The sequence below is a fragment of the Parabacteroides acidifaciens genome (assembly GCF_003363715.1).
Taxonomy (GTDB): Bacteria; Bacteroidota; Bacteroidia; order Bacteroidales; family Tannerellaceae; genus Parabacteroides; species Parabacteroides acidifaciens.
Genome location: NZ_QREV01000017.1, coordinates 63,221 through 87,896 on the forward strand (window position 1 = coordinate 63,221; position 24,676 = coordinate 87,896).

Genomic DNA, 24,676 nt, shown 5'->3' on the forward strand with positions numbered 1-24,676 from the left:
AAAAGTCCTATTTATAGCGTCTGTGTCCTGGCGGGCTTGACCCGCCATCTCATTCTAATTACTGTAAATCATCTTAGTATGAGGTTGCGGGTCAAGCCCGCAATGACACGCTAAAGCGTTAGAACTTACTTTTGACACACCCCCATTTTTTTAGCATTGATATCGGCAGTAAATACATAATTTTGTTTCAAGTCAAGGCAAAACAATGTTGTGTTCTTAAAAGTTCAGACAAATAGAAATTGCAGGTTGCTGTTGTTGAATTGTTCCATTCAGGGCGGAGATACACACCGTTTGACTTCCTGCACCAATAGAAAGAGCCTTCTTCTTGTTTTTCGCCGCATAGATAAATAGAGGCACGCTTGCTCCACATAACCCAATGGATGTTGCCAACAAACCGGCATCTATAGGATCGGATAACTTTGTGTCCATAGCGCCGTGGAGCACACCCCAAAAAAGCAAAGTCCCCACTCCTAATCCAAGGCTGACTCCTCCTGCTATTTTTAGTGTTTTCGCCCTTCGTTTATATACAGAGAAATCGTCTCCGTTTTTCTGTAATCTACTCATTCCGGAAATAGACAAATTCTCACTCATCGTAATGCTATTTTCATTTACCGGATTTATACCTTTTGCTTGATGCGGGAATGAAAAGATAAAAATAGCACATAATAAAAAATTAAGATATGGATATTTCATAGATGTATTACTTGATTATTCTATCCCTTTTTGATTGACGATCATACCAATATAAAGATCTGAACTTCTGAAGCCGATCGCAAAAGAGCGTTCTTCTCCATTATTTGAACTGACTTTAATTAAAAGCGATGCTCCTTTGTCTTTTTTTATTAGTGTGTACCATTTCATGTTTATGGTATCTCCTTCTACTCGATTGCCATTTTCGTCTCCTACTGCCATTTGCCAATGGTCACGGTTCGCTTTTACTTCTACTTCCTGTTGCCGAGAGTCTAAATTAATGACTTCTTTTTCAAACTTAAATGAGCCAACAGTCGTATAATCAACCTTGTGACAAGCAGGACTGAGCAGTAGAGGCAACACAATTAAAAAAATATGGAGCTTTTTCATCTGGAATTGTTTTATAGGTTGATAAACACCATTCGTTTGAATCGTAAAGCTATGAATTTGCAGGCTTCCATCCAAACGAGTAGCTATGAATTTGTCATTATCAGCATCATTTTCTTTTGATCTTTAAACTATGAATATGATTGTCTAAGATAAAATTCTGAGACAACCGTTCATCCTTTCTTTCGCACAAACCATTATGACAGTCTTGAATATCGAAAGAAGATTCTTAAAGTGCTGTCATTAAAAACTCACGTATGTGAATCTGTTGGATGCCTTTTTCATTCGTCCCGGCGTTAAACTCATCCATGCTAACAACATATTTAGGATAATGGTCCGTGATATTCATTAAATTACCGAATTCGCGTTCTCTTGTTTTCTCATCCATAAGTTGATAAGCAACTTGAATATAGATACGATTTCCGTTTTTCGACCCTATGAAATCAATTTCGTAGTTTCCTTGTTGGCCAACTTTAACATCATAGCCACATCGAAGTAAATGGAGATACACGGCATTTTCCAATAGTTTTTGTATCTCTTTGCCTAAATTGTATCCGCGGATTACATTTCGTAGACCTAAATCTTCGAAATAATATTTTTCTCCTATTTCAAAGATTTTTAGTCCGTTTATATCCATTCGATTTACCTTATGGATAAAAAAAGCATTGAGTAAGGGGGTTATATAATTGATCACAGTTTGGGTTGAAACGGTAGAACGTTGGGATTTCAGATATTTTGCAATATTGGATGCAGAAAACATATTCCCGAGATTGTCTGCTAAATATTCCACTAAGTCATTTAAGAATGATACATTTCGGATATTCTCCCGCGCTACAACATCTTTCAGTAGAATCGTGGAATATACATTGCGTAAATATTCAAAAGCATGAACCTCTTCCGTTCCGATTACTTTTAAGTAGGGCATTCCACCTATTGTCAGATATTTATAGAGACTCTGGTTGCTATCTTCCAATGTGAAAAAACGAAGGAATTCTGCATAGCCTAAGCTATGGATCGGGAATTCAATGTATCGGCCGCTTAAATGTGTGGCAAGCTCCCCTGATAACATAGACGCATTGCTTCCCGTACAGGTAATATCGCAAACTCCCTCTGCCAATAAACTTCTTAAAGCATATTCAAAGCGTTGTATTTCTTGTACTTCATCAATGAATAGGAAGTTTTTACAGTTTTGTTGTAAATTGGTATGTACATATTGGTATAAGTCGTCATCTGTCCGGATAAATTCGTGAGGCTTTAGCTCCCTGTTAATATATATGAGATGAGCATTTGGAATCGTTTTTTCGATGTAATCCATTAGCTGATACATGATATAGCTTTTCCCGATTCTGCGCTGGCCTACCAGGATTTTTATAATGTCTTTTCCTATAAAAGGCTTGATACGCTCAGTGTAAATCGGGCGATCTATATATTCTCGGGTAAAACGAATTTTGTCAATCATAATGGATGCTTTTTGCAAATATAGTAATTTTGTCAATCATAATGGATGAATTTGCTTGCGATTTTAGTGCTGTTCGCTTTTACTTCTAAAGTATATTTTGATTTGATAAGTAAGAGGCGCTTTTCGGCATCCGCGGATTATCTCTTCAAAAGAATTAATATCGGGAATGAAATCCTTTTTCTGCAAATTGGAAAATTGACAATAACCCCCATTTCGGACGTTTTTCTATTTCATCTGAAATCTTGATCGATTTTGGATTGACTCTTTTCATAGTTTAAGCTCCCCTTTCTGACAATAGGAAAAACGAGGTGCGCAGCCCGTTCCAAAAAGCGTGCAATTTGATTGCCGAAAACCGGAAATACCGACAAAGTGGAAAACCTTAACTCCCGGAGAATCGAATATTTGCGGACGAAGGCGGACGGCGTTCCAAATATCCCAAGGAATTTATGAGGGCTTGTCACCGTGAAGTGCGCAGAAAATTGCCTTGAAGTAACGCTTCATCGCTCTGAAGGTTGACTTCGCACTATATGAAGTCAGACTTCAGAGCAACAAAGTTCCGGATCAGAGCAATAAAGTCCCTCTTCATGACGATAAAGTGCCTGATCATAGGAAAAAGCCCCTTTTTGACAACTGCAAAGCTGATTAACATTTGTTTTGTTTCGAATGTCTTTCGAACCGAAAAAATGCGTTTTATACAATAAGCCTCCCACATCGCAGGCCCTCTTTCTTGTAATTGCAAATACGCAACGGCCCGTTGCGCATTCGAGCGCATTGTTGCCCCAACCGATTTGTTTTTGACTTTCTGATAACAGTTTACCAATATTCCAATACATGGTAAGCATTTCTTCATTGGCTGCGTAAATACTCTCATCTTTTATTTCTTAATCGCAGATTTTTTGTCTAAATTTGCATCTTAAACAATAGCTAAATAAAGAGAAGATGAAACAGATTATTTTTATTTTCATGACAATCCTGCTGGCTACAGGAATGGCGTCAGCGCAAGGCAAAGCTGTAATTTCAGCAGATGAGACCTCTTTCGATTTCGGTACAATCAAAGAGGCTAACGGAAATGTATCGCATACTTTTAAGATCAAGAATACAGGCGAAGCCCCGCTCGTCCTGACACGCGTCATTGCTTCCTGCGGTTGCACGACACCCGAATGGACCAAAGAGCCGATCGCCCCGGGAAAGACAGGTGACATCAAAATCACGTATAACCCGAAAGACCGCCCCGGTCCTTTCGTGAAGACTATATCCGTTTACAGCAATGGTAAAACCGGTAGTTTTATCCTGACAATCCGGGGAGAGGTAGAATAATAACACAGGAAAAGCGAATCACTTAGAATGTTGAATAGAAACAAACTGATCTCTATCCTTGCCGGCATACTGTTTGCAACAAGCAGTATGCTGGCACAAAATAACGCCCAAATCAGCGCTGACGAACTCATCTACAACTTCGGAACGATTGGAGAGTCCGACGGATTGGTCAGCCACGTCTTTACAGTCAAAAACACAGGTGACGGCCCGCTCGTCATCACACGGATCACAGCCTCATGCGGTTGCACGCAACCGGAATGGTCCAAAGAGCCTATCGCCCCGGGAAAGACCGGAGAGGTGAAAGTGACCTACAACCCCAAAGGACGTCCCGGCCCTTTCTACAAGACAATCGCGATCTACAGCAACGGAAAGAAAGGCAGTTTCTCGTTAGGCATCAAAGGTAACGTGACGCCCAAAGAGGCACTCCCGATACTGATTTATCCGTACAGCATCGGCGACCTGAAACTGCAAACAAAGAATATCCTCTACAGCACGATTCGTCCCGAAGAGACTTTAGGGGAAAAAATCAGCGTAATCAATGAAGGAAAGACATCCCTGACCATCCATTTAGGGAAAACTGCCCATTACCTGAACGTCGTAGCCAACCCGACAAAGTTAGCTCCCGGCGAAACAGGCGAAATATCCATCCTGATGAATGCGAAAGAGGCTAAACGGAAGGGGCGCGTAGCAGACGAAATCCCCGTAACGATCGAGAGCATCGGACAGAAGAAAGGGACGGAAGGCGAGATACACGTGGCCGCCAATATCATAGACGACTTCAGCAAACTGACCGCATCCGACAAGGCGAAAGCTCCGATAGCCCAGCTATCCGGCACGCTGCTCGACTTCGGCAAACTGCCCGATAAAAGTAGCTTCATCCCATTGGTCGGCGGAAGGGTCAGCGGCACGATCGACGTGACCAACTCGGGCAAATCGCCGCTCATCATCTACAGCGCGACCTGCGATGATGAACGCGTAGCCATCTCCGGAGGTAAAAGAGAAATCAAACCGGGCACGACAGCCACCTTCAAAGTGACCGTACGCCCTAAAGAGATAAAGACAAAGCTGGAAGCCCTTATCAACCTCGTATGCAACGACCCGAACGGTCCGGTACGGTTAGTGAAGGTGACAGCGGAGAAATAATATGCCAATTATTCAATATGCCAATATGCCAATGCAGAGAAAGACTTCTTAATTGGCACATTGGCATATTGGCAAACTAAATAATTATTTATTATGGAACATCCCGAAAACGACGATCTATACAAAGGATTAAAGGTAAACAAGGGAGTAGCTGACGTACCGACAGTCAATCCTTATCTGAAAAGAAGAGTTCAACGCAAAGAATATACGCCTTCCGAGTTTGTGGAAGGAATCCTGAAAGGAGACATAACGATCCTCAGCCAGGCTGTGACACTGGTGGAAAGCGCCAAATATGAACACCAGCAGGTTGCACAGGAAATTATTGAGAAATGCCTGCCGCATGCCGGCAAGTCCGTCCGTATCGGTATCACCGGAGTGCCGGGAGCCGGCAAAAGTACGTCTATCGATGCATTCGGCATGCACCTGATTAACGAAGGACGCAAGCTGGCAGTCCTGGCGATCGACCCGAGCAGCGAGCGTTCGAAAGGCAGCATCCTTGGCGACAAGACCCGTATGGAGGCGTTGTCGCGCGAGAAGAATGCCTTTATACGCCCTTCACCATCGGCCGGTTCGTTGGGAGGCGTGGCACGTAAGACACGCGAGACGATTGTCCTTTGCGAAGCCGCCGGATTCGACACGGTATTTGTCGAAACGGTCGGTGTCGGACAGAGTGAGACGGCTGTCCATTCGATGGTCGATTTCTTCCTGCTGATCCAGCTTGCCGGTACCGGTGACGAACTGCAAGGCATCAAGCGCGGTATCATGGAAATGGCAGACGGCATCATTATCAACAAGGCGGATGGCGACAATATCGAAAAGGCGAACCTTGCCGCCGCGCAGTTCCGTAACGCCCTGCATCTGTTTCCGGCGCCGGAATCCGGTTGGTTCCCGAAAGTATTGACGTACTCCGGATATTACAACTTGGGAATCAAGGAAATCTGGGATATGGTCGGCGAATACATGGAGTTCACCCAAAAGAACGGTTACTTCAACTATAAGCGTAACGAGCAGGCAAAGTACTGGATGTATGAAAGCATCAACGACACGCTTCGCGAAAAGTTCTATCACAACCCGGCTGTCGAAGGTATGTTAGGCGTGACCGAACAGCAGGTATTGAACAACGAAATCAGTTCGTTCGTCGCGGCTAAGCGGATGATGGATTTGTTCTTGGATAACTTGTCCGGAAAGAAATAAAGAGTCCTTGTCCCCGCGCTTGACGCGGGGCCGCAAAAGGGCAGGCTTTATTAATCAGTTGTTTATACTGCCGGTTCTAATGCGATCCCGCGTCAAGCGCGGGAACGGGACAGTTTTGACGCATCTCACTTTTATCTAAATTATCATGAAAAAGAAAAAACTTATACTGCTATTACTAAGTTGTGCCGCGTTTGCGCCGGTAAGCGCCGCCTATCAGGGCCGCGTGTATGTAGATGCCAACCGGAACGGAGTCTACGACAAAGGAGAGAAAGTATTGAAAGACGTCCGGGTTTCCGACGGGCTGAACGTTGTGAGGACAAATGCCGAAGGTCTTTATACGCTTCCCGGACACGAACGGGAACGTTTCATCTTCATCACGACGCCTTCAGGATATAAGACGGATAACCGGTATTACCGGCGGATCAGCGGGGAAGAACAAACCTACGACTTCGGGCTGCAACCCTGGAAAGGACGCATCCGGCCGGACGGTAGCCACAAGTTTATCCACATCTCCGACACCGAAATATTCAACACCGACGATCAGGAAAGCTGGGCGAACAACATCCGGGATTACGCCGCCAACCAGGAAATCGCCTTTATCATCCATACCGGCGATATCTGCTACGAGAACGGATTGAAGAACCATATCCATCTGATGAATACATCGAACATGGACTGCCCGATGTTTTACTGCCTCGGCAACCACGACCTGGTAAAAGGGAAGTACGGGGAAGAGGTCTTTGAAAGTGTCTACGGGCCGGTCTACTATTCCTTCGACTTCGGCAACGTCCACTATATCGTCACGCCCATGGCGGGAGGCGACCATCAGCCGGGTTACACGAAAGAAGACGTCTATCGCTGGCTGAAGAATGACCTGGCAGAAATCCCGGCAGGCAAACCGGTCATTGCGTTCAATCACGACCTGCTGACCTCCGGGGATGAATTCGTATTCGGCATCAGCGACAGCGAGCAGATCAACCTGAACGAACACAATCTGAAAGCCTGGCTCTACGGACACTGGCACAATCACTTTGTCCGCAAGCAAGGAGATGTCCTGACTATTTCGACGGCGACACTCGACAAAGGCGGCATCGACCACTCGACCTCCGCCTTCCGCGTGATAGACGTGGACCGGAAAGGAGATGTCCGGACAGCGCTTCGCTATACATATATAGATAAGTCTATCGAAATAGCGTCTATCTCCAATGATGCGTGTGCAATCACTGCGGACGGAAAACTCCCGGTCTCGGTCAACGCCTACAACGCGGTTGCGCCTGCCACGCGTGTCACCTACAATTGCACGGCAGACGGGAAAACAGTCATCCCGGAAACGCAGCTTTCCCAAAACACGGACTGGAACTGGTCGGGCACGGCCAAACTGCCGGCAGCCTGCAAAGGCAAGCGTGTTTTCATCACCGCCAAAGCAGTGTTCAACAACGGAGAAACAGCCGTCAGCCGCTCTTCCTTCCTGTACGGGCCGGCGGAGACAGCTAATACGCCGCAGCTTGCCTGGATACGCAATGTCAATGCAAACTTATACTTTGCCTCTCCGGTCATTGCCGGCGGAAAAGTATATGTCGCTTCCCTCGACGAAGACTTAAAAGGGGAAGGCGCAGTCTCCGCCCTGGATGCAAACTCCGGCGAACTGCTATGGAAATGCCCGGTGCGCAACTCCATCAAGAACGCGATTGCCGTAGACGGCGGAACGGTCTTCGCGCAAGATGCGGAAGGCTATTTATATGCAATCGACGCACAAACCGGAATACGGAAATGGGACAGGAAAATGAATGTAGCCGGACTACCCGTGCTTGTCGACGGACTGACAGCCGCCAACGGCATCGTCTATGCAGGCAGCGGAAAAGGATTCGGGGCATACAACGGAAAGACGGGCGAACCGCTCTGGCTGAACAAAGGCTGGGCACAAGGCGAGGCGACCACTTCAAGGCCATTGTTAGCTGACGGAGTAATCGTTTCGGGCGCCAACTGGCGAGGCTTCTACGGCAACGATGCGAAAACGGGCGAGCTACTCTGGAAACTCGATAAGGACGGAATCACTGACCGGGGCGCCACGCCTGCGCTGGTCGACGGCTTGCTCTACGTCGCCGCCCGCAAGTCTCTCTTTATCATCGACAGCCGTTCGGGTAGAGTCGTCGTCCGCAAAGAGCTGCCGTTCAACGTACAGGTAAACTCGACTCCGTTAGTCACCGACGACTTGATTATTGTCGGCACGCAGACCGATGGCATGGTTGCACTCGACCGCCAGACTTTCGAGGTCAAATGGACAGCCCGGACATCGCCTGCCTTAGTTTACACCGCACCCTATTCGCGCCATCCGGCAGCAACAATCGAAACAAGCCCTGTCCTAATCGGCAAGACCGTCTACTTCGGAGCTTCCGACGGAATCATCTACGGAGTGGATAAAGAGAGCGGACGGACAATTTGGAAACATAAAACGGGAGCACCTTTATTCTCCACGCTAACAACTGACGGCAGGATGATCTTCGCCGCCGACTTCGGAGGGAATGTTTATGCTTTCAACATAAACTAAAAGGAGTCAAAAGGGATCACCTTGTCCCCGCGCTTGACGCGGGGCCGCAAAAGAACAGGCCTTATCAATTAGGTTTATACGGCCGGCTTTAATGCGATCCCGCGTCAAGCGCGGGAACGAGGGTTTTACACATCCCCTTTATTAGATAGAGGAAACACGTAATGTGTCCAACAAATCGCGGTTTATCGGTTTGTCGTTCTTGATTGCTTTGGAGAAGGGAACGTAAACGATCTCATCGTTCTGGATGCCCATCATCACATTGCGCTGGTCATCCAGCAGAGCGTCGATAGCAGCAACGCCCATGCGGGTTGCTAAGATACGATCCTGAGCCGTCGGCGAACCACCGCGCTGCAAGTGTCCTAAGATGGAAACACGAACATCGAACTGCGGATATTCCTTCTTCACACGTTCAGCCACGCCCATAGCGCCGCCGGTCACTTCACTTTCCGCTACCAGCACGATACTACTGTTCTTCGATTTGCGGAAACCTGTTTCAATCATTTCTGCCAACTGGTCTTTCTCCATCGATATTTCCGGAATAATGGCAGCTTCCGCACCCGAAGCAATCGCTCCGTTCAGGGCAAGGAAACCGGCATCGCGTCCCATCACTTCGATAAAGAACAGACGGTCGTGAGAAGTCGCCGTGTCACGAATCTTGTCCACACACTCCATAATCGTATTCAGAGCCGTGTCATAACCGATCGTAACATCAGTCCCAAACAAGTCATTATCGATCGTTCCGGGCAAGCCGACGATCGGGTAGTTAAATTCCTGCGCAAAGATACGGGCACCGGTCAAAGAGCCGTCGCCACCAATCGAAACCAGGGCATCGATTCCGTGCTCCATCAATCTGTCATAAGCCAGCTTACGGCCTTCCGGAGTCTTGAATTCCTCGCAACGGGCAGTCTTCAGGATCGTACCGCCGCGCTGGATAATATTACTTACGTTCTGAGTCTTGAAATCTACAATTTCGTCGGTTATCAAACCCTTGTATCCACGATAGATACCTTTGACGGACATTCCGTTATAAATAGCGGAACGTGTCACTGCCCGAATAGCAGCGTTCATTCCGGGAGCATCACCTCCGGACGTTAAAATGCCAATACACTTAACTGCAGACATAGCGTCTTATATTTTAATTGTTCGCGGCAAAAGTAATAATTATTTGCCAAAATGCTGTCTTTTTTCCAAAACTTCATGCAATCTTAATCCGAAAAGTCAACGTCCGGAATTCAGTTCCCGGATGCGGACCGCCACTTCCTCCATCAACCACTTCGGTGTAGATGTGGCCCCGCACACGCCGACACTTCGCACGCCTTCCGGCAACGGCTCGGTAATCTCTTTTGCCTCTGAGATAAAGACCGTATTCGGATTAGCTTTCCGGCATTCCTCCAACAACATCTTCCCGTTGGAGCTCTTCTTTCCGGCAACGAAATAAACCCAGTCATGCCGGGACGCAAAGACTTTGATGTTCGGCAACCGGTTCGCCACCTGCCGACAGATCGTATCGAAATATTCGAACTGCACGCCGTCCGCCATGCGTTGTTGGATGGCCGTCACCACCTCGCGGAAACCGTCGAGCGACTTAGTCGTCTGGGAGAACAAGCAGATATTCCGGTTAAAATCCAGCCGGTCCAGGTCCTGCACCTTCTCGATGACGATAGCCGTGCCTTCCGTCTGCCCGACCAGGCCGTTCACCTCGGCATGTCCTTTCTTTCCGTAGATCACAACCTGCGTATGGCTGTCGCGCGTCGCTTCGTAGCATTTATGAATCTTGCGTTGCAGGCGGAGCACAACGGGACAGGTCGCATCCACAATCGTGATGTTGTTCCGCCGGGCGATCTCATACGTCGAAGGCGGTTCGCCGTGCGCACGGAGCAGCACCTTTTCCCCTTCGAGGCGGCTGAACTCGTCGTGTCCGATCGTCCGCAGGCCCGAAGCCTCGAGCCGTTCCACTTCGAGGCTGTTGTGCACGATGTCCCCGAGGCAATACAACGTATTCGTATTCTTCAGTTCGCGTTCGGCACTTTCGATAGCCGTCACCACACCGAAGCAAAAGCCGGAACCGTTATCTATCTCGACTTCTATCATAATCAATCCGCCGTTATGACTTTCTTATACTGTTCCAACAGCCAGGCTTTCTGCTCGGCAATCGTCATCTGCGAGTTATCCAACTCCAGCGCGTCGTCGGCTTTACGGAGCGGACTTTCCGCGCGCGTCATATCGATATGGTCACGTGTCTTTACATTTTCAAGCACTTCCTCGAAAGAAGCCGCCTCACCTTTGGCCTTCAGTTCGTCCAGACGGCGCTGGGCACGCACTTCGGGGCTGGCTGTCACGTATATCTTCAGTTCCGCATCCGGGAAGACAACCGTTCCGATATCCCGTCCGTCCATCACGATTCCTTTCGCACGGCCCATCTCCTGTTGCTTGGCAACCATCGCACGGCGCACAAAACCCAACGCGGCGATCGGGCTTACCCGGTTGGCTACTTCCATTCCCCGGATTTCCTTTTCCACCTTTACACCGTTCAGATACGTGTCGGGCCGTCCGGTTTCCGGATTCAGGCGGAAGGAAATATCGATGTCGTTCATCGCGGCCTGCAACTTCGGCTCGTCGATCCCGCCGTCCGTAAAGAATCCATGTTGCAGGCTGTACAACGTCACGGCGCGATACATCGCCCCGGTATCGATATAGGTATAACCCAGCTCCTTCGCCAGGTCTTTCGCCATCGTGCTCTTCCCGGTAGAAGAGACACCGTCTATCGCTATAATTATCTTTTTCATCGTTCGATATTATATTAATGTAAGAGGATACAAATATACAACAGTTTGCGGCTCCCTTCTGCATAATTTATCCGATTCATCCTCGTCCGTTAACATTTTCCAGCCATTCCATTAGTTGTCCGCTTGGTGGCGAACGATCGTTCGCTTGCCGCCGGACGATCGTTCACCGCCAAGCGGACGATCGTTCACCGGGCGGCGGACAACTTACGAGACGTTAGTAAAAGGATAAAAGGTGCCCATGAAAAGGACAGTCCTTAGAAATCGCTGATCGTAGTAGAGATACTCAGCATCATGGAAAGAGCCGACGGATGATATTTGGCAACCGAAACGCCCACGTCGAACATCTTGATCTTCACACCGGCGCCACCGGAGAAACCGGCAAGGGCATTCCCGCCCTGCAGCTTCATGTCCAAAGCCGTCTTGGGATTATATCCGACGCCGAGCCAGAAGTTCTCGGAAGGGACATAATCGACGCCGATCACCATGTGTTTGATGAAAGACTTGAAGAAATTGTCTTCCTTGTATGTATTGTCGGTGTCGTCCACATAATCGAGCTTCCACTTAGTCAGGTATTGGGCGGTCAGCGACAGGCGGATCGGAGCGTGTGCCATCCGCTTTGTGATTCCCATCTGGATATCCCAGGGCATCTTCTGCCTTTCGTCTTCATACGCCTTCAGTTGTGCCCCGATATTCTTGAAGGCAAAGCCGAAAGAGAACTCCTTTTCCGAATTATAATAGCTCAACCCGGCATCGACAGCCAGCCCCATCGAGGTGTAATCTCCTATGCCGGAATAGAGAAACTTGAGTGCGACCCCGCCGCGCCAGCGTTCGGAAAGGTCGTATGAGAAGAAACCGTTCACGCTGATATCCTTAGCCGTAAAATCGCCCGTCGGAAGTCCTTCCACCGACATGCCCCGGATATTTCCCTGGCTGAAGAACGAAGCTCCCACGCCCCAGGCCGCTTTTTCCTTCAATGCGCGGGTGAAAAGGGCGCTGCCGACATTGATATCCGATATATAATTCAAGTAGTTCAAGTTGACCATCTTATCCATTTCCGCCCCCAATAAGGCCGGGTTATGAAAGATCAGCGAAGGGTCCCGCTCGATCAGCGACATCGTATTGCCGCCCATCGCGTTCGCCCTTGCCGAAGACGGATAACGCAGGAACGTGTATCCGGCATCGCCGGTCTGGGCAACGGCAGCCTGTAACAGAAAGGAAAAGAAGAATATAAACAGAAAATGTCTCATATTTATCTGGTAAAATGCGTACAAAGATAATAAATGCGGGCATATAACATCCCAATTACAGAAACGGGAAAAACCGGAAAAAGGTATATGGAAGCTATTATTTTTATTTCCAGTCAAAAAAAAAGTAAAAATGCATCAGTATTTAATACGAATCGTTCGGATTTAGAAAATAATCCGTATATTTGTCGCAAAAGAAAAACACATCTTTAAACATTAAGAGATATGGAAGTTAAGAAATCACCAAAAGCGGACCTGGAAAAAGGTAAGACGTTAGGTGTCCTGATGGGCATGATCGTCGGACTTGCAGTACTGTTCGTTGGCTTCGAATGGAGCGACCGCGAGGTCACAATCGTCCAGAGTGGGGGCGTTGCTGATATCATCGCGGAAGAAGAAGTGGAAATCACGAGACCGGAGGATACTCCTCCCCCTCCTCCGCCACCCCCAGCACCTGCTATTGCAGAGGAATTGAACGTTGTAGAAGATGACGTTAAGTTGGATGATGTAGACATCATTTCTTCTGAAGACGACGCTTCTTCAGCACAGGTTGAAGCCTATACGCCTCCTGCAGTAGTAGAGGAAGAAGAAGAATCTTCACAGCAGATCTTTACGGTCGTAGAAACAATGCCTGAATTCCCGGGCGGCCAGATGGCTTTGTTACAGTACCTGTCAAAATCAATCAAATATCCGGTTATTGCACAGGAAAACGGAATCCAGGGTCGTGTATCCTGCTCGTTCGTGGTTAACAAAGACGGTTCCATCGTAGACGCTGAAGTTATTCGTGGTGTTGACCCATCGTTGGACAAAGAAGCTCTCCGTGTGATCAACAGCATGCCGAAGTGGTCACCTGGTAAGCAGAGAGGTAAACCCGTACGTGTTAAATATACAGTGCCTGTTACATTCAGACTGCAATAATAACATGTAAATAGTATAAAAGGCTGCGATTGAAAGCAGCCTTTTTTATTTAAACAAATGATTTATGTACGCTTTTAATGAGATCTTACAAAAGATAGAGCAGGAAATCGCCCAGCTTCAATTCCCCCATCCTCCCAAAAGCTTATACGACCCGATCGAATACATCCTTTCATTGGGAGGGAAAAGAATCCGTCCGGCATTGGTATTGATGGCTTGTAACCTGTATAAAGAAGATGTAGAGGATGCGGTCAAACCCGCACTCGGACTCGAAGTATTCCACAACTTCACGCTTCTGCATGACGACCTGATGGACGAAGCCGACATGCGAAGAAACAAACCGACCGTACACAAAGTATGGAATGCAAACACGGCTATCCTCTCCGGTGATGCCATGCTGATCGCAGCCTACCAACTGATCGGTGAAACGAAATCCGAATCATTAAAAGAAATACTGAACCTGTTTACCGTTACCGCACTTGAAATCTGCGGCGGACAACAGTACGACATGGAGTTCGAATCGAGAACAGACGTGACGGAAGAAGAATATATTGAAATGATCCGGCTGAAGACGGCTGTACTGATCGCCTGCGCCTTGAAAATGGGAGCGATTGCAGGAAATGCTTCGAAAGCTGAAGCAGAGGCATTGTATCAATACGGTATCAACATCGGGCTGGCATTCCAACTGCAAGACGACCTGCTGGACGTATATGGAGACACAGCCACTTTCGGCAAAAACATCGGCGGGGACATCTTGTGTAACAAAAAGACATTTATGCTGATCAACGCGCTTCGCCGTGCTTCGGACGCACAAAAAGCAGAGTTGGAAAACTGGATCAGTAAAAAGACATTCGATCCGGCAGAGAAGATCGCGGCTGTAACAGATATTTACAGCCAATTGCATCTGAAGGAGTTATCCGAAGACAAAATACACATTTATTACGAACAGGCAATGAAATGCCTGGCATCGCTAAGTGTTGCTCCCGAAAGATTGAACATATTAAAAGAAGTCAGTGCCCGTTTAATGAACCGCCAGTCTTGATATGAAGCTGATCGACACACATAATCATCTATATCTGGAAGAGTTCGACCCGCAACAGGATGAACTGGTCGCCATCGCAAAAGAGTCCGGCATCGACGCCTTGCTCCTTCCCAATGTAGACACGACTACGATCGGACGGATGCACGACCTCTGCGACCGCTATCCGGATTTTGCCTATCCGATGATGGGGCTGCATCCGACAAGTGTGGACGAGCACTATGCCGAAAACCTGAAGACAACGGAGTCCTGGCTAAATAAACGCCCGTACTGCGGAATAGGCGAAATCGGCATCGACCTATATTGGGATAAAACCTATCTGAAGCAGCAAAAAGAAGTATTCGAGGAACAACTCCGATGGAGTATCGACCTCGGGTTGCCGGTCGCCATCCACACCCGTGATGCGTTTCCGGAAGTTTTCGACTCCTTATATAAGGTAGGGTGTGAAAAAATGACCGGAGTATTCCATAGTTTTACAGGAAATGAGGACGAGCTTGAAGAAATAAAAAAATTAACAAACTTCAAAATCGGAATCAATGGCGTAATAACTTTCAAAAACTCACGATTATCGGAAATTATCCGGCAGACAGACATCCATAAAATAGTTTTGGAAACAGACGCTCCCTATCTCGCACCTGTCCCTTACCGGGGAAAAAGGAACGAGCCGGTCTATATTTGGAAAACAGCTGAAAGAGTCGCTCAAACCTATGGACTAACACTCGAAGAGACGGTTGAAACGGCAAGAAAAAACGCGTTGAATTTGTTTAAAATCGAGAATAAACCGAGATAGTGAGATATTTTCGTCCGTATTCTAAATTTATCCGCCAGATATTATGAATATATCAGGCAAAAACTATAGATTTGTGCACTGAAACGTTTGGATATGCGATTTTTTTCGTATTTTGCACCCGTTTTAGAAAAAAGCGGTAGCTCGCTTTTGGAGAGATGCTCGAGTGGTTGAAGAGGCACGCCTGGAAAGCGTGTAAACCTCTAAAGGGTTTCGCGGGTTCGAATCCCGCTCTCTCCGCTTTAAGGAACCATGATGATTATTAATAACAAAAAAATAAAAACAAATAAGAGAATTATTAATCTTAAAAATTAAACACACAATGAAAAAGTATTTTGCAAAAACATTCATGAGTTTATGTGCTCTTGGAATCACTTCCGTAGCATTCGCGCAAGAAGCAACCGAAGCCGCTATTGAAGGTGGTATGTACCAAGCTTTAAAGACTAAGTTTATCGAAGGTGGTGCCAACTTTATGAGTTTGGTTGCCATTGCATTGATTTTCGGTTTGGCTTTCTGCTTGGAAAGAATCATCTACCTGAACTTGGCTGAAACTAATTCAAGCAAATTGCTGAAAGGTATTGAAGACGCATTGGATAAAGGAGATGTAGAAGGAGCTAAAGCTATTGCTCGTGATACAAGAGGTCCTATCGCTTCTATCGCATACCAAGGTTTGATGAGAATTGATCAGGGTATTGACGTTGTTGAAAAATCTATCGTTTCTTACGGTGGTGTTCAGGGCGGTCTTTTGGAAAAGAACATGTCTTGGATCACATTGTTTATCGCTATGGCTCCGTCATTAGGATTCTTGGGTACTGTAGTCGGTATGATCATGGCGTTCGATAAAATCGAACAGGTTGGTGATATCAGCCCGACGGTTGTTGCCGGTGGTATGAAAGTGGCTTTGATCACAACAGTAGGTGGTTTGATCGTAGCTTTGATCCTTCAGGTATTCTATAACTATTTGTTGAGCAAATTGGAAGCTATCCTGAACCAGATGGAAGATGCTTCTATCACTTTGCTGGACTTAGTTATCAAATACAACCTTAAATTCAAAAAATAATAGACAACTATGGCAGTTACTAAAATAAGAAAAATGTCCAGCTGGACACTGCTGATCGTGTCATTGATCAGCCTTGTCGTACTGGGTATGTTCTTCGGGGGAGGCGTAGTCAACCCGGGCGAAGAAATGATAGAATATGTACATACAGGTCTGTTGTTAAACTGGACTTCTGCATTATTCTTTATCACGATCATTAGTATGGTGTTATTTGCTATCTGGCAGTTTATCACCTTACTGAAAGTAAATCCTAAATCAGCAGTTACCTCATTAGTTGTAGTAGTTGCATTCGCAGCAATGATGTTCATTACTTATTCCATAGGTGATGCTACTCCGTTGAATGGATTGAATGCAGACTCACAAGAATTCAACACAGCCGGTTGGTTGAAAATCACAGATATGTGGATTATGTCTACAGTTGTTCTGTTGGTTTTGATCATAGCCTGTGTAGTTTGGGGCTCTGTTAAAAGAATGATTAAATAATAGTAATAACGAAATTTGATTAAACAAGAAAGAAATGGGTAAGAAAAGAAAGACACCGGGTATCAATGGTTCTTCTTCAGCCGATATTGCTTTCATGTTGCTGATCTTCTTCCTTATTACTACATCCATGGATACAGATAAAGGTTTGGCAAGACGTTTGCCGCCTCCTGTACCTAAAGATCAAAAGAAGAATGATGTTGATGTAAACAAGAGAAACTTGCTGGTCGTGCTGATCAACAGTAACAACCAGATTCTCTGCGGCGATCAATTCGTCGACATCAAGCAATTGAAAGACAAGGTTAAGGATTTCATTGATAATCCGTTTAACGATGCTAATAAGCCCGAAAAAACAGAAGAGGATGTTCCTTTCTTCGGAAAAGTGATGACCGCTAAAAAACACGTTATTTCTTTGCAGAATGACCGTGGTACTGAATATCAGGCATATATTAGTGTTCAGAATGAACTGGCTAAAGCATACAATGAACTGCGTGATGATATTTCCAGAAAGAAATTCGGAAAAGCATTTGCAGATCTGGAAGAAGAACAACAAAAGGCTGTGCAGCAGATTTATCCGCAAAAGATATCTGAAGCAGAACCCAAAAATTATGGAGATAAAAAGTAATGGGAAAGTTTAGTAAAGCGGGCGGACGTGAAATGCCCGAATTGAATACGTCATCATTACCTGACTTGGTGTTCGCTTTCTTGTTCTTCATCATGATGGTAACATCTATGCGTGAAGTAACATTGATGGTACAATTCCGAGCTCCACAGGCTACTGAACTTCAGAAGCTGGAAAAGAAATCGTTGGTTACGTTCATCTATGTAGGAAAGCCGACAGCGGAATATCAGGCTAAGATGGGTTCTGAAGCTCGTCTGCAGTTGAACGACAAGTTCGCTGAAGTAGCAGAAATTCAGGATTACATCGCACAGGAAAAATCCAGTATGAAAGAAGATGACCAGCCGTTTATGACTGTATCTATCAAGGCCGATCAAGAAACCAAGATGGGTCTGATCACAGACGTTAAGCAAGCGCTTCGTGAAGCATACGCATTGAAGATTAGTTATTCTGCCCGTCAGGCAGCAGACTGATCCGAGGATATACTTACAAAAAAGGCGAGGTGAAAACCCCGCCTTTTTTTATTGTTTTTCTATCCGGATCATAAACCTTTAACGCCATAAACATACTTATGCAGACAATTCTTTACCTGCTCGAAAGAATGTTCCAGATCAATATTTCCATACGTCATAAGCCGCATTTCCAGCCATTCCCCGCCATCCCTGTAAGGCGGTTGATGATAGACATGATGATCTAACGTATAGCCTAAGCGCTCATAAAAGCCGATTCTGCGCCGACTCATCTCGTCGGCAGGCATCTCTACTTCCAATACGACCGGAGTTCCGCAAAAGGCAAGGAATTGCTTCATGGCCTCCGCCCCTATCCCACCGTTACGGGCTGACGGATCGATGGCAAAATGCTCCGCATACGTGTAACCATCGAAAAGCCAACCGGTGATGAAGCCGGCATACCGGCCATCTCTCGACAAGGCATATACAACAAACCGAGGTTCGTCTTTTACCAAACCACGCACAAGCGAGAAGTCACGGCGTTCCTCTTCCGGAAAAGATTCCGTATATGTTTTCTCTATCAAATCCAATACCGGATCGGTAAAATCCTTAACCGGCTTACATATTACTGTTGATTTTAAATCCATAAGACCATAAAATTGATGATTACTATTACAAAAGAGACTTACAAAATAAAATATTATACTAAAAAATATGGATTAATCATTAGAGATTAATTATATTTGTATTAAGATTGTAAGAACAGATAATACAGATATACAAATATAGATAAATTATGGCACACCATCAACTGGATGAACTTGACGAGAAGATATTAAAATTAATCATAGGCAATGCCCGTATGCCTTTCCTTGAAGTGGCAAGGGAGTGTAATGTATCGGGAGCTGCTATACACCAACGCATTCAGAAACTGACAAATCTGGGTGTTATCAAAGGCTCCGAATTCATTGTCGACAATACGAAAGTCGGCTATGAAACATGTGCGTATATGGGCTTATTCCTCAAATCACCCGGACAGTTTCCCGCCGTAACGGAAGCTCTAAAGGAGATTCCCGAAGTAGTAGAATGCCATTATACCACAGGACAGTATGACCTGTTTATTAAGATATATGCCAAAAACAACCAGCACTTACTAAGTATCATCCATAATAAACTGCAGCCGTTGGGACTTGCCCGGACCGAATCGCTCATCTCCTTTAAGGAAGCATTCAAACGGCAGATTCCAATCGACCTGGATGATGAATAAATAAAAAAAACTCCGCGCAGAACTTCTGGACTACGCGGAGTTTTTTATTTATTATGCGGATACAGATTAGAAATCTGCATTCTTCGGTGTACGCGGGAAAGGAATCACATCGCGGATGTTTGTCATACCTGTAACAAACAACAGCAGGCGTTCGAAACCTAAACCGAAACCGGAATGAGGCACAGTACCAAAACGACGTGTATCGAGATACCACCACATATCCTTCATCGGAATACCCATTTCATTGATACGGTTCATCAACTTGTCATAATCAGCTTCACGTTCGGAACCACCGATGATCTCACCGATTTTCGGGAACAATACATCCATCGCACGGACTGTCTTGCCGTCTTCATTCTGCTTCATATAGAAAGCCTTGATCTCTTTCGGATAATCAGTCAGGATAACCGGACGTTTGAAATGCTCTTCAACGAGATAGCGTTCATGCTCGGAAGCCAGATCGACACCCCAATATACCGGGAATTCAAACTGATGGCCCTTGGCAACCGCTTCTTCCAGAATCTTGATTCCTTCCGTATAAGCCAAGCGGACAAAGTCGTCTTTCAACACACCTTGCAGACGTTCGATCAGGCCCTTGTCGAACATATCGTTCAAGAACTTGATATCGTCCATACAGTTATCCAAAGCCCATTGTACGCAGTACTTGATGAACTCTTCAGCCAACTGCATATTGTCCAGGATATCGTTGAAAGCCACTTCCGGTTCGATCATCCAAAACTCGGCCAAGTGACGCGGCGTATTGGAGTTTTCAGCACGGAAAGTCGGGCCGAACGTATAAATCTGTCCTAAAGCCGTAGCAGCCAACTCGCCTTCCAACTGGCCGGAAACAGTCAGGCTTGCCTGTTTGCCGAAGAAGTCGTTATCATAAATGATAGATCCGTTTTCATCCTTCTTCAGATCGTACAGGTTCATCGTCGTTACCTGGAACATCTGTCCTGCGCCCTCACAGTCGGAAGCTGTGATCAGCGGTGTGTGGAAATAGAAGAAACCTCTGTCATGGAAAAATTTATGAATGGCATAAGCCATGTTATGACGGATACGGAATACTGCCCCGAACGTATTCGTACGCGGACGGAGGTGAGCGATCTCACGCAGGAATTCCATCGAATGACCTTTCTTCTGCAAAGGATATGTATTCGGGTCCGCACTACCGTAAATTTCGATCTCGGTAGCCTGGATCTCCACACTCTGGCCTTTCCCCTGCGACTGCACCAGCGTACCGTTTACGCTGATACTGGCACCTGTCGTAATCGGCTTCAGATATTCTTCGCCCAGCTTATCCACGTCTACAACGATCTGAACATTATTTATTGTAGAACCGTCGTTCAGGGCTATAAAACTAACCTGTTTACTACCACGCCGGGTACGCACCCAGCCTTTCACATTAACGGTCGTACCGAAAGCATCGCTTTTCAGCACATCTACAATCTTTGTTCTTTTAATTGCTTCCATGTTTATATTTTTATTCTTAGGTAATCAAAACAAGTTAGCCGGCTTTTCCAACCGGCTAAACTCTTATATTTATTCAAAAGCACCCATGCGGAGCGCGTTCACCTCACGTTCGTTCAGATAACGCCACTTTCCACGTCCCAGGTTCTTTTTGGTCAGGCCGGCAAAATAGACACGGTCCAGTTTAATCACATGATAGCCGAGTGATTCGAAAATACGGCGTACGATACGGTTACGTCCGGAGTGGATTTCGATACCGACCTGGCTCTTATCCTCTTCGCTTGCGTAACTGATTGCGTCGGCATGGATTTCTCCGTCTTCCAGTTCCAATCCGTTAGCGATCTTTTCCATATCTTCGATAGACACGTTCTTATCCAACCATACGTGGTAGATCTTTTTCTTCTTGAATGACGGATGAGTCAGCTTGGAAGCCAGATCGCCATCGTTAGTCAACAGCAGTACACCTGTCGTATTGCGGTCCAGACGGCCTACCGGATAAATACGTTCCTGGCAAGCGTTCTTTACCAAATCCATAACAGTCAGACGTTCCTGCGGGTCGTCGGATGTCGTCACGCAATTCTTCGGCTTATTCAGCACGATATACACCTTGCTTTCGATCTGAACCGGCTGTTCGTTGAACAACACCTTATCCTGGCGTGTGATCTTCGTACCCAATTCAGTTACCACCACGTCGTTAACCTTAACGGCACCAGCCTGGATAAATTCATCTGCCTCGCGACGTGAACAAACACCAGCGTTAGACAAGAACTTATTCAAACGGATCGGTTCGTTCGGATCAGCCAACACTTCCTTATACTTCAACTGCTTCTGGAAGTTGTACTTCGCATTCGGATTATAATCACCCGTACGGCGATTATTGTTCGGACGTCTGTTATTATTATAACCGCCACGTCCGCCACCGCCATTATTGCCATAAGGACGGTTGTTACCGTATGAAGGTCTGCCGCCGCGATTATCACGGTTGTCGTAAGGCGAACTTACGCGGGTATCCCCTACACGCGGTCTTCTTTTCTTTACGCCGTCACCCGAAACACCTTCACCGGCCGGAGTAGCAGAGTATGCTTTGCCCCTGTCTTCATAGTTGCTGGGACGAGTCGGACGATTGTACGGACGATCACCATAGGACGGACGATCACCGCCATAAGAGCGGTCATTGCCGTAAGAAGGACGATCATTTCCGTAAGACGGACGATTGTTTCCATAAGAAGGTCTGTTGTTGTAACCTCCTTCACGATTGTTACCATAGCCACGGTTTCCACCATTGTCGCGGTTATACGGTTTATTGTAACCGCCACCTTCGCGGTTATCATACGTACGCGGGCGACTCGGTCTGTCCCCATAAGAAGAGCGGTTGTCCCCATAAGAGTTATAACCGCCACGGTCATCCCGAGTTGGACGGTTATACGGTCTCCGTTCATAGTTGTTTCCTTCAGGTCTGTTATAACCTTGATTGTAAGGTCTTCTTTCAGAATCCTGGTCTGTGTTTTCCCGTCTGATACTTGGTATCACCTTTCTTGGACGCGGTTGAGATTCATCTCTTTCTTCTGTGCTCATTTGTTGTAAATTAAATGATAATTAACTACTTGGTAACCTCACGGCTACCCATTGTTTCTCACTAAATACCTGTATAATTATGCGGCGTTATCGCCTTTAATTCTGCTTTAACGGCATCGCTAACCTGCAACTGATCGATAAAATCACTGATCGATCCGGCAGTAATGCCTTCGTTTGTACGGGTTAAGGCTTTCAATGCTTCGTAAGGTTTCGGATATCCTTCACGACGAAGAATAGTCTGAATGCCTTCGGCCACCACAGCCCAGCAGTTATCCAAATCCCGGTACAACGCTTTCTCGTTCAATAACAACTTACCCAGTCCTTTTGTTAAGCTTTTGAATGCTATTTCAATATGGGCCATGGGTACACCGACATTACGAAGCACCGTAGAGTCTGTCAAGTCGCGCTGCAAACGCGAAATCGGCAACTTCATCGCCAGATGTGTCAAGATAGCATTTGCCATACCCAAGTTGCCTTCTGCGTTTTCGAAGTCGATCGGGTTTACCTTATGCGGCATGGCGGAAGATCCCACCTCGCCGGCTTTGATCTTCTGTTTGAAATATTCCATCGAAACATACTGCCAGAAGTCGCGGCACAGGTCGATCAGGATCGTATCGATCCGTTTCATTCCGTCGAAAATAGCAGCCAGGTTGTCGTAGTTGGAAATCTGCGTGGTCCATTCCTCACGGCTCAGCCCTAACACTTCATTCACAAACTTATTTCCAAATGCCTTCCAGTCATATCCCGGGTAAGCCACATGATGCGCATTGAAGTTACCGGTTGCCCCGCCGAACTTGGCAGAAACAGGTGTCGCTTTCAACAGCTTCACCTGCTGTTCCAAACGGTAAACGAACACCATCACTTCCTTCCCCAACCGAGTCGGAGAAGCCGGTTGCCCGTGTGTCTTGGCCAACATGGAAACCTCCGCCCAGTCTTCGGCATATTTCTTCAACATGTCGATCACTTCCTGCAAGCCGGGGTAGTACACCTCGTTCAGTGCATCCTTGATAGACAAGGGGACAGAAGTATTGTTAATATCCTGTGAGGTCAATCCGAAATGGATAAATTCCTTATACTCCTGCAAAGACAACTGATCAAACTTTTCCTTAATAAAATATTCAACTGCCTTTACATCATGGTTTGTTACGCTCTCGATCTCCTTAATGCGGGTTGCGTCCTCAACTGAAAACTCACGGTAAATTTTCCGCAAAGCCTCTTTGTTCTCCGCAGTAGCCAAAGCTTGAAGCTGCGGGAGAAACTCGGACAGAGTAATAAAATACTCTATCTCCACCTGCACTCTATACTTGATGAGTGCATATTCTGAAAAGTAAGCCGCCAGGTTCTCGGCTTTATTTCTGTATCGCCCGTCTACAGGCGAAATTGCTGTCAGTGTCGAAAATATCATATACATTATTAATATGGAGCTGCAAAGTTACTATAAATCTTAATACATATAGGTAGAGAAGTAGTTTTTTTCTACTTTTTCTCTAAAATATTTGGAGGTAATAAAAAAAGCCGTATCTTTGCAGCGCTTTAGAGAGATAGAGCGTACAACTTTACTTAATGAAGAATGAAAGGGCGTTTAGCTCAGCTGGTTCAGAGCATCTGCCTTACAAGCAGAGGGTCGGCGGTTCGAATCCGTCAACGCCCACCTTTCATAACGAATTGATTTCACTTTGGGCGTTTAGCTCAGCTGGTTCAGAGCATCTGCCTTACAAGCAGAGGGTCGGCGGTTCGAATCCGTCAACGCCCACTCACTACCAAATTGATTTCACATTCGGGCGTTTAGCTCAGCTGGTTCAGAGCATCTGCCTTACAAGCAGAGGGTCGGCGGTTCGAATCCGTCAACGCCCACCATTTAATAGAGAGCAATCATGATTTGCATGATTGCTTTTTTTATTTTCCCAACCAACACAAAAGAACACCTTACTCTCCCGCTATTTAAAAGAAAAGGCTAAACACAACCAAAAAAGGCCGGAACAGAGTTCCAGCCTTTTTTGGTTGTATAAACATGAATGCAAATTGAAAAATCCGGATCCATCACAGCATGTCATTTTGCGTTCCCTTCCAACTTTCAACTCTTAACTTTCAACTATCCGGGGGGGCTTATTGTATAAAACGCATTTTTCAAGCTCGAAAGGCATCCGAAACTCAATAAATGTTAATCCGCTTTTTTGACCTCAAAAAGGGACTTTTTCCTCTTTTTCGAGCGTTTCCAGCAATTACGACCGTCCTCTTTGCCATTACGACCGT

The 24,676-nt window shown here is 46.2% G+C and carries 23 protein-coding genes, 4 tRNA genes and 1 pseudogene; 16 read left to right on the plus strand and 12 right to left on the minus strand.

The window, feature by feature from the left end; all coding sequences use genetic code 11:
* Positions 1-216: 216 nt before the first annotated feature.
* The 4 genes and pseudogenes from DWU89_RS09270 to DWU89_RS21265 form a co-directional block, all read right to left on the minus strand.
* Positions 217-693: a hypothetical protein gene (locus tag DWU89_RS09270; protein ID WP_115499369.1), complete on the minus strand. Its 477-nt coding sequence runs from the start codon at positions 691-693 to the stop codon at positions 217-219.
* 15 nt (positions 694-708) lie between these two features.
* Positions 709-1,155, minus strand: coding sequence for a hypothetical protein (locus tag DWU89_RS09275; protein WP_147292111.1), 447 nt, complete (start codon positions 1,153-1,155; stop codon positions 709-711).
* A 151-nt stretch (positions 1,156-1,306) separates the two neighbouring features.
* Entirely contained in the window at positions 1,307-2,536 is a 1,230-nt protein-coding gene (locus DWU89_RS09280) for an ATP-binding protein (RefSeq protein WP_115499371.1), read from the minus strand.
* Positions 2,537-3,297: 761 nt separating this feature from the next.
* A pseudogene (locus tag DWU89_RS21265) lies at positions 3,298-3,405 on the minus strand (PDDEXK nuclease domain-containing protein); the annotation flags it as partial.
* Positions 3,406-3,475: 70 nt separating this feature from the next.
* On the opposite strand from DWU89_RS21265, the gene DWU89_RS09290 reads away from it, so the two are divergent.
* From DWU89_RS09290 to DWU89_RS09305, 4 genes are all read left to right on the plus strand, one after another.
* Entirely contained in the window at positions 3,476-3,853 is a 378-nt protein-coding gene (locus tag DWU89_RS09290) for a DUF1573 domain-containing protein (protein ID WP_115499372.1), read from the plus strand.
* A gap of 27 nt (positions 3,854-3,880) precedes the next feature.
* Positions 3,881-4,996: a DUF1573 domain-containing protein gene (locus DWU89_RS09295; protein WP_115499373.1), complete on the plus strand. Its 1,116-nt coding sequence runs from the start codon at positions 3,881-3,883 to the stop codon at positions 4,994-4,996.
* Between the two features lie 93 nt (positions 4,997-5,089).
* Positions 5,090-6,190, plus strand: coding sequence for a methylmalonyl Co-A mutase-associated GTPase MeaB (meaB, locus tag DWU89_RS09300; RefSeq protein WP_115499374.1), 1,101 nt, complete (start codon positions 5,090-5,092; stop codon positions 6,188-6,190).
* A 145-nt stretch (positions 6,191-6,335) separates the two neighbouring features.
* On the plus strand, positions 6,336-8,738 hold the full coding sequence (locus tag DWU89_RS09305) for an outer membrane protein assembly factor BamB family protein (protein ID WP_115499375.1): 2,403 nt from the start codon (positions 6,336-6,338) through the stop codon (positions 8,736-8,738).
* 141 nt (positions 8,739-8,879) lie between these two features.
* Here the strand turns inward: DWU89_RS09305 and pfkA are convergent, their stop codons facing one another.
* From pfkA to porQ, 4 genes are all read right to left on the minus strand, one after another.
* Entirely contained in the window at positions 8,880-9,860 is a 981-nt protein-coding gene (pfkA, locus tag DWU89_RS09310; RefSeq protein WP_115499376.1) for a 6-phosphofructokinase, read from the minus strand.
* 96 nt (positions 9,861-9,956) lie between these two features.
* Entirely contained in the window at positions 9,957-10,829 is an 873-nt protein-coding gene (locus DWU89_RS09315) for a 4-hydroxy-3-methylbut-2-enyl diphosphate reductase (protein WP_115499377.1), read from the minus strand.
* A 2-nt stretch (positions 10,830-10,831) separates the two neighbouring features.
* The gene (cmk, locus tag DWU89_RS09320) at positions 10,832-11,524 is read right to left on the minus strand and encodes a (d)CMP kinase (protein ID WP_115499378.1); all 693 of its coding nucleotides are present in this window, start codon (positions 11,522-11,524) and stop codon (positions 10,832-10,834) included.
* A 254-nt stretch (positions 11,525-11,778) separates the two neighbouring features.
* Positions 11,779-12,771, minus strand: coding sequence for a type IX secretion system protein PorQ (porQ, locus tag DWU89_RS09325; RefSeq protein ID WP_115499379.1), 993 nt, complete (start codon positions 12,769-12,771; stop codon positions 11,779-11,781).
* A 222-nt stretch (positions 12,772-12,993) separates the two neighbouring features.
* On the opposite strand from porQ, the gene DWU89_RS09330 reads away from it, so the two are divergent.
* The 8 genes from DWU89_RS09330 (at position 12,994) to DWU89_RS09365 (ending at position 18,135) form a co-directional block, all read left to right on the plus strand.
* Positions 12,994-13,683, plus strand: coding sequence for an energy transducer TonB (locus tag DWU89_RS09330; RefSeq protein WP_115499380.1), 690 nt, complete (start codon positions 12,994-12,996; stop codon positions 13,681-13,683).
* A 64-nt stretch (positions 13,684-13,747) separates the two neighbouring features.
* On the plus strand, positions 13,748-14,722 hold the full coding sequence (locus DWU89_RS09335) for a polyprenyl synthetase family protein (RefSeq protein WP_115499381.1): 975 nt from the start codon (positions 13,748-13,750) through the stop codon (positions 14,720-14,722).
* A gap of 1 nt (position 14,723) precedes the next feature.
* Positions 14,724-15,509 (plus strand): TatD family hydrolase, encoded by a 786-nt coding sequence (locus DWU89_RS09340; protein WP_115499382.1) that lies wholly within the window; start codon positions 14,724-14,726, stop codon positions 15,507-15,509.
* Positions 15,510-15,658: 149 nt separating this feature from the next.
* A tRNA-Ser gene (locus tag DWU89_RS09345) sits at positions 15,659-15,746 on the plus strand.
* Between the two features lie 82 nt (positions 15,747-15,828).
* The gene (locus DWU89_RS09350; protein ID WP_115499383.1) at positions 15,829-16,566 is read left to right on the plus strand and encodes a MotA/TolQ/ExbB proton channel family protein; all 738 of its coding nucleotides are present in this window, start codon (positions 15,829-15,831) and stop codon (positions 16,564-16,566) included.
* Positions 16,567-16,575: 9 nt separating this feature from the next.
* Entirely contained in the window at positions 16,576-17,046 is a 471-nt protein-coding gene (locus tag DWU89_RS09355) for a hypothetical protein (protein WP_115499384.1), read from the plus strand.
* A 34-nt stretch (positions 17,047-17,080) separates the two neighbouring features.
* On the plus strand, positions 17,081-17,668 hold the full coding sequence (locus tag DWU89_RS09360; protein WP_115499385.1) for an ExbD/TolR family protein: 588 nt from the start codon (positions 17,081-17,083) through the stop codon (positions 17,666-17,668).
* On the plus strand, positions 17,668-18,135 hold the full coding sequence (locus tag DWU89_RS09365) for an ExbD/TolR family protein (protein ID WP_115499386.1): 468 nt from the start codon (positions 17,668-17,670) through the stop codon (positions 18,133-18,135). The genes DWU89_RS09360 and DWU89_RS09365 overlap by 1 nt, the downstream gene beginning before the upstream one ends.
* Positions 18,136-18,203: 68 nt before the next feature.
* Here the strand turns inward: DWU89_RS09365 and DWU89_RS09370 are convergent, their stop codons facing one another.
* On the minus strand, positions 18,204-18,758 hold the full coding sequence (locus DWU89_RS09370; RefSeq protein ID WP_115499387.1) for a GNAT family N-acetyltransferase: 555 nt from the start codon (positions 18,756-18,758) through the stop codon (positions 18,204-18,206).
* 149 nt (positions 18,759-18,907) lie between these two features.
* On the opposite strand from DWU89_RS09370, the gene DWU89_RS09375 reads away from it, so the two are divergent.
* Positions 18,908-19,378: an Lrp/AsnC family transcriptional regulator gene (locus tag DWU89_RS09375; RefSeq protein WP_115499388.1), complete on the plus strand. Its 471-nt coding sequence runs from the start codon at positions 18,908-18,910 to the stop codon at positions 19,376-19,378.
* Between the two features lie 66 nt (positions 19,379-19,444).
* Here the strand turns inward: DWU89_RS09375 and asnS are convergent, their stop codons facing one another.
* The 3 genes from asnS to purB all read right to left on the minus strand — a co-directional run bounded on the left by asnS (position 19,445) and on the right by purB (position 23,828).
* Positions 19,445-20,851, minus strand: a complete 1,407-nt coding sequence (gene asnS / locus DWU89_RS09380; RefSeq protein WP_115499389.1) for an asparagine--tRNA ligase — start codon at positions 20,849-20,851, stop codon at positions 19,445-19,447.
* Positions 20,852-20,920: 69 nt separating this feature from the next.
* Positions 20,921-22,423: a pseudouridine synthase gene (locus DWU89_RS09385; RefSeq protein ID WP_115499390.1), complete on the minus strand. Its 1,503-nt coding sequence runs from the start codon at positions 22,421-22,423 to the stop codon at positions 20,921-20,923.
* A 61-nt stretch (positions 22,424-22,484) separates the two neighbouring features.
* Entirely contained in the window at positions 22,485-23,828 is a 1,344-nt protein-coding gene (purB, locus tag DWU89_RS09390; RefSeq protein ID WP_115499391.1) for an adenylosuccinate lyase, read from the minus strand.
* A gap of 171 nt (positions 23,829-23,999) precedes the next feature.
* Between purB and DWU89_RS09395 the strand changes: the two genes are divergently transcribed.
* The 3 genes from DWU89_RS09395 to DWU89_RS09405 all read left to right on the plus strand — a co-directional run bounded on the left by DWU89_RS09395 (position 24,000) and on the right by DWU89_RS09405 (position 24,280).
* A tRNA-Val gene (locus DWU89_RS09395) sits at positions 24,000-24,074 on the plus strand.
* A gap of 27 nt (positions 24,075-24,101) precedes the next feature.
* A tRNA-Val gene (locus DWU89_RS09400) sits at positions 24,102-24,176 on the plus strand.
* 26 nt (positions 24,177-24,202) lie between these two features.
* Positions 24,203-24,280, plus strand: a tRNA-Val gene (locus DWU89_RS09405).
* Positions 24,281-24,676: the final 396 nt, after the last annotated feature.

Coding starts and splice junctions, on each gene's coding strand:
- DWU89_RS09385 (WP_115499390.1), bottom strand. CDS start 22,423: ATGAGCACAGAAGAAAGAGATGAATCTCAACCGCGTCCAAGAAAGGTG.
- DWU89_RS09290 (WP_115499372.1), top strand. CDS start 3,476: ATGAAACAGATTATTTTTATTTTCATGACAATCCTGCTGGCTACAGGA.
- DWU89_RS09330 (WP_115499380.1), top strand. CDS start 12,994: ATGGAAGTTAAGAAATCACCAAAAGCGGACCTGGAAAAAGGTAAGACG.
- DWU89_RS09315 (WP_115499377.1), bottom strand. CDS start 10,829: ATGATAGAAGTCGAGATAGATAACGGTTCCGGCTTTTGCTTCGGTGTG.
- DWU89_RS09360 (WP_115499385.1), top strand. CDS start 17,081: ATGGGTAAGAAAAGAAAGACACCGGGTATCAATGGTTCTTCTTCAGCC.
- DWU89_RS09305 (WP_115499375.1), top strand. CDS start 6,336: ATGAAAAAGAAAAAACTTATACTGCTATTACTAAGTTGTGCCGCGTTT.
- DWU89_RS09355 (WP_115499384.1), top strand. CDS start 16,576: ATGGCAGTTACTAAAATAAGAAAAATGTCCAGCTGGACACTGCTGATC.
- DWU89_RS09335 (WP_115499381.1), top strand. CDS start 13,748: ATGTACGCTTTTAATGAGATCTTACAAAAGATAGAGCAGGAAATCGCC.
- cmk (WP_115499378.1), bottom strand. CDS start 11,524: ATGAAAAAGATAATTATAGCGATAGACGGTGTCTCTTCTACCGGGAAG.
- DWU89_RS09365 (WP_115499386.1), top strand. CDS start 17,668: ATGGGAAAGTTTAGTAAAGCGGGCGGACGTGAAATGCCCGAATTGAAT.
- DWU89_RS09270 (WP_115499369.1), bottom strand. CDS start 693: ATGAAATATCCATATCTTAATTTTTTATTATGTGCTATTTTTATCTTT.
- asnS (WP_115499389.1), bottom strand. CDS start 20,851: ATGGAAGCAATTAAAAGAACAAAGATTGTAGATGTGCTGAAAAGCGAT.
- DWU89_RS09370 (WP_115499387.1), bottom strand. CDS start 18,758: ATGGATTTAAAATCAACAGTAATATGTAAGCCGGTTAAGGATTTTACC.
- DWU89_RS09295 (WP_115499373.1), top strand. CDS start 3,881: ATGTTGAATAGAAACAAACTGATCTCTATCCTTGCCGGCATACTGTTT.
- porQ (WP_115499379.1), bottom strand. CDS start 12,771: ATGAGACATTTTCTGTTTATATTCTTCTTTTCCTTTCTGTTACAGGCT.
- pfkA (WP_115499376.1), bottom strand. CDS start 9,860: ATGTCTGCAGTTAAGTGTATTGGCATTTTAACGTCCGGAGGTGATGCT.
- DWU89_RS09375 (WP_115499388.1), top strand. CDS start 18,908: ATGGCACACCATCAACTGGATGAACTTGACGAGAAGATATTAAAATTA.
- DWU89_RS09350 (WP_115499383.1), top strand. CDS start 15,829: ATGAAAAAGTATTTTGCAAAAACATTCATGAGTTTATGTGCTCTTGGA.
- purB (WP_115499391.1), bottom strand. CDS start 23,828: ATGATATTTTCGACACTGACAGCAATTTCGCCTGTAGACGGGCGATAC.
- DWU89_RS09340 (WP_115499382.1), top strand. CDS start 14,724: ATGAAGCTGATCGACACACATAATCATCTATATCTGGAAGAGTTCGAC.
- DWU89_RS09280 (WP_115499371.1), bottom strand. CDS start 2,536: ATGATTGACAAAATTCGTTTTACCCGAGAATATATAGATCGCCCGATT.
- meaB (WP_115499374.1), top strand. CDS start 5,090: ATGGAACATCCCGAAAACGACGATCTATACAAAGGATTAAAGGTAAAC.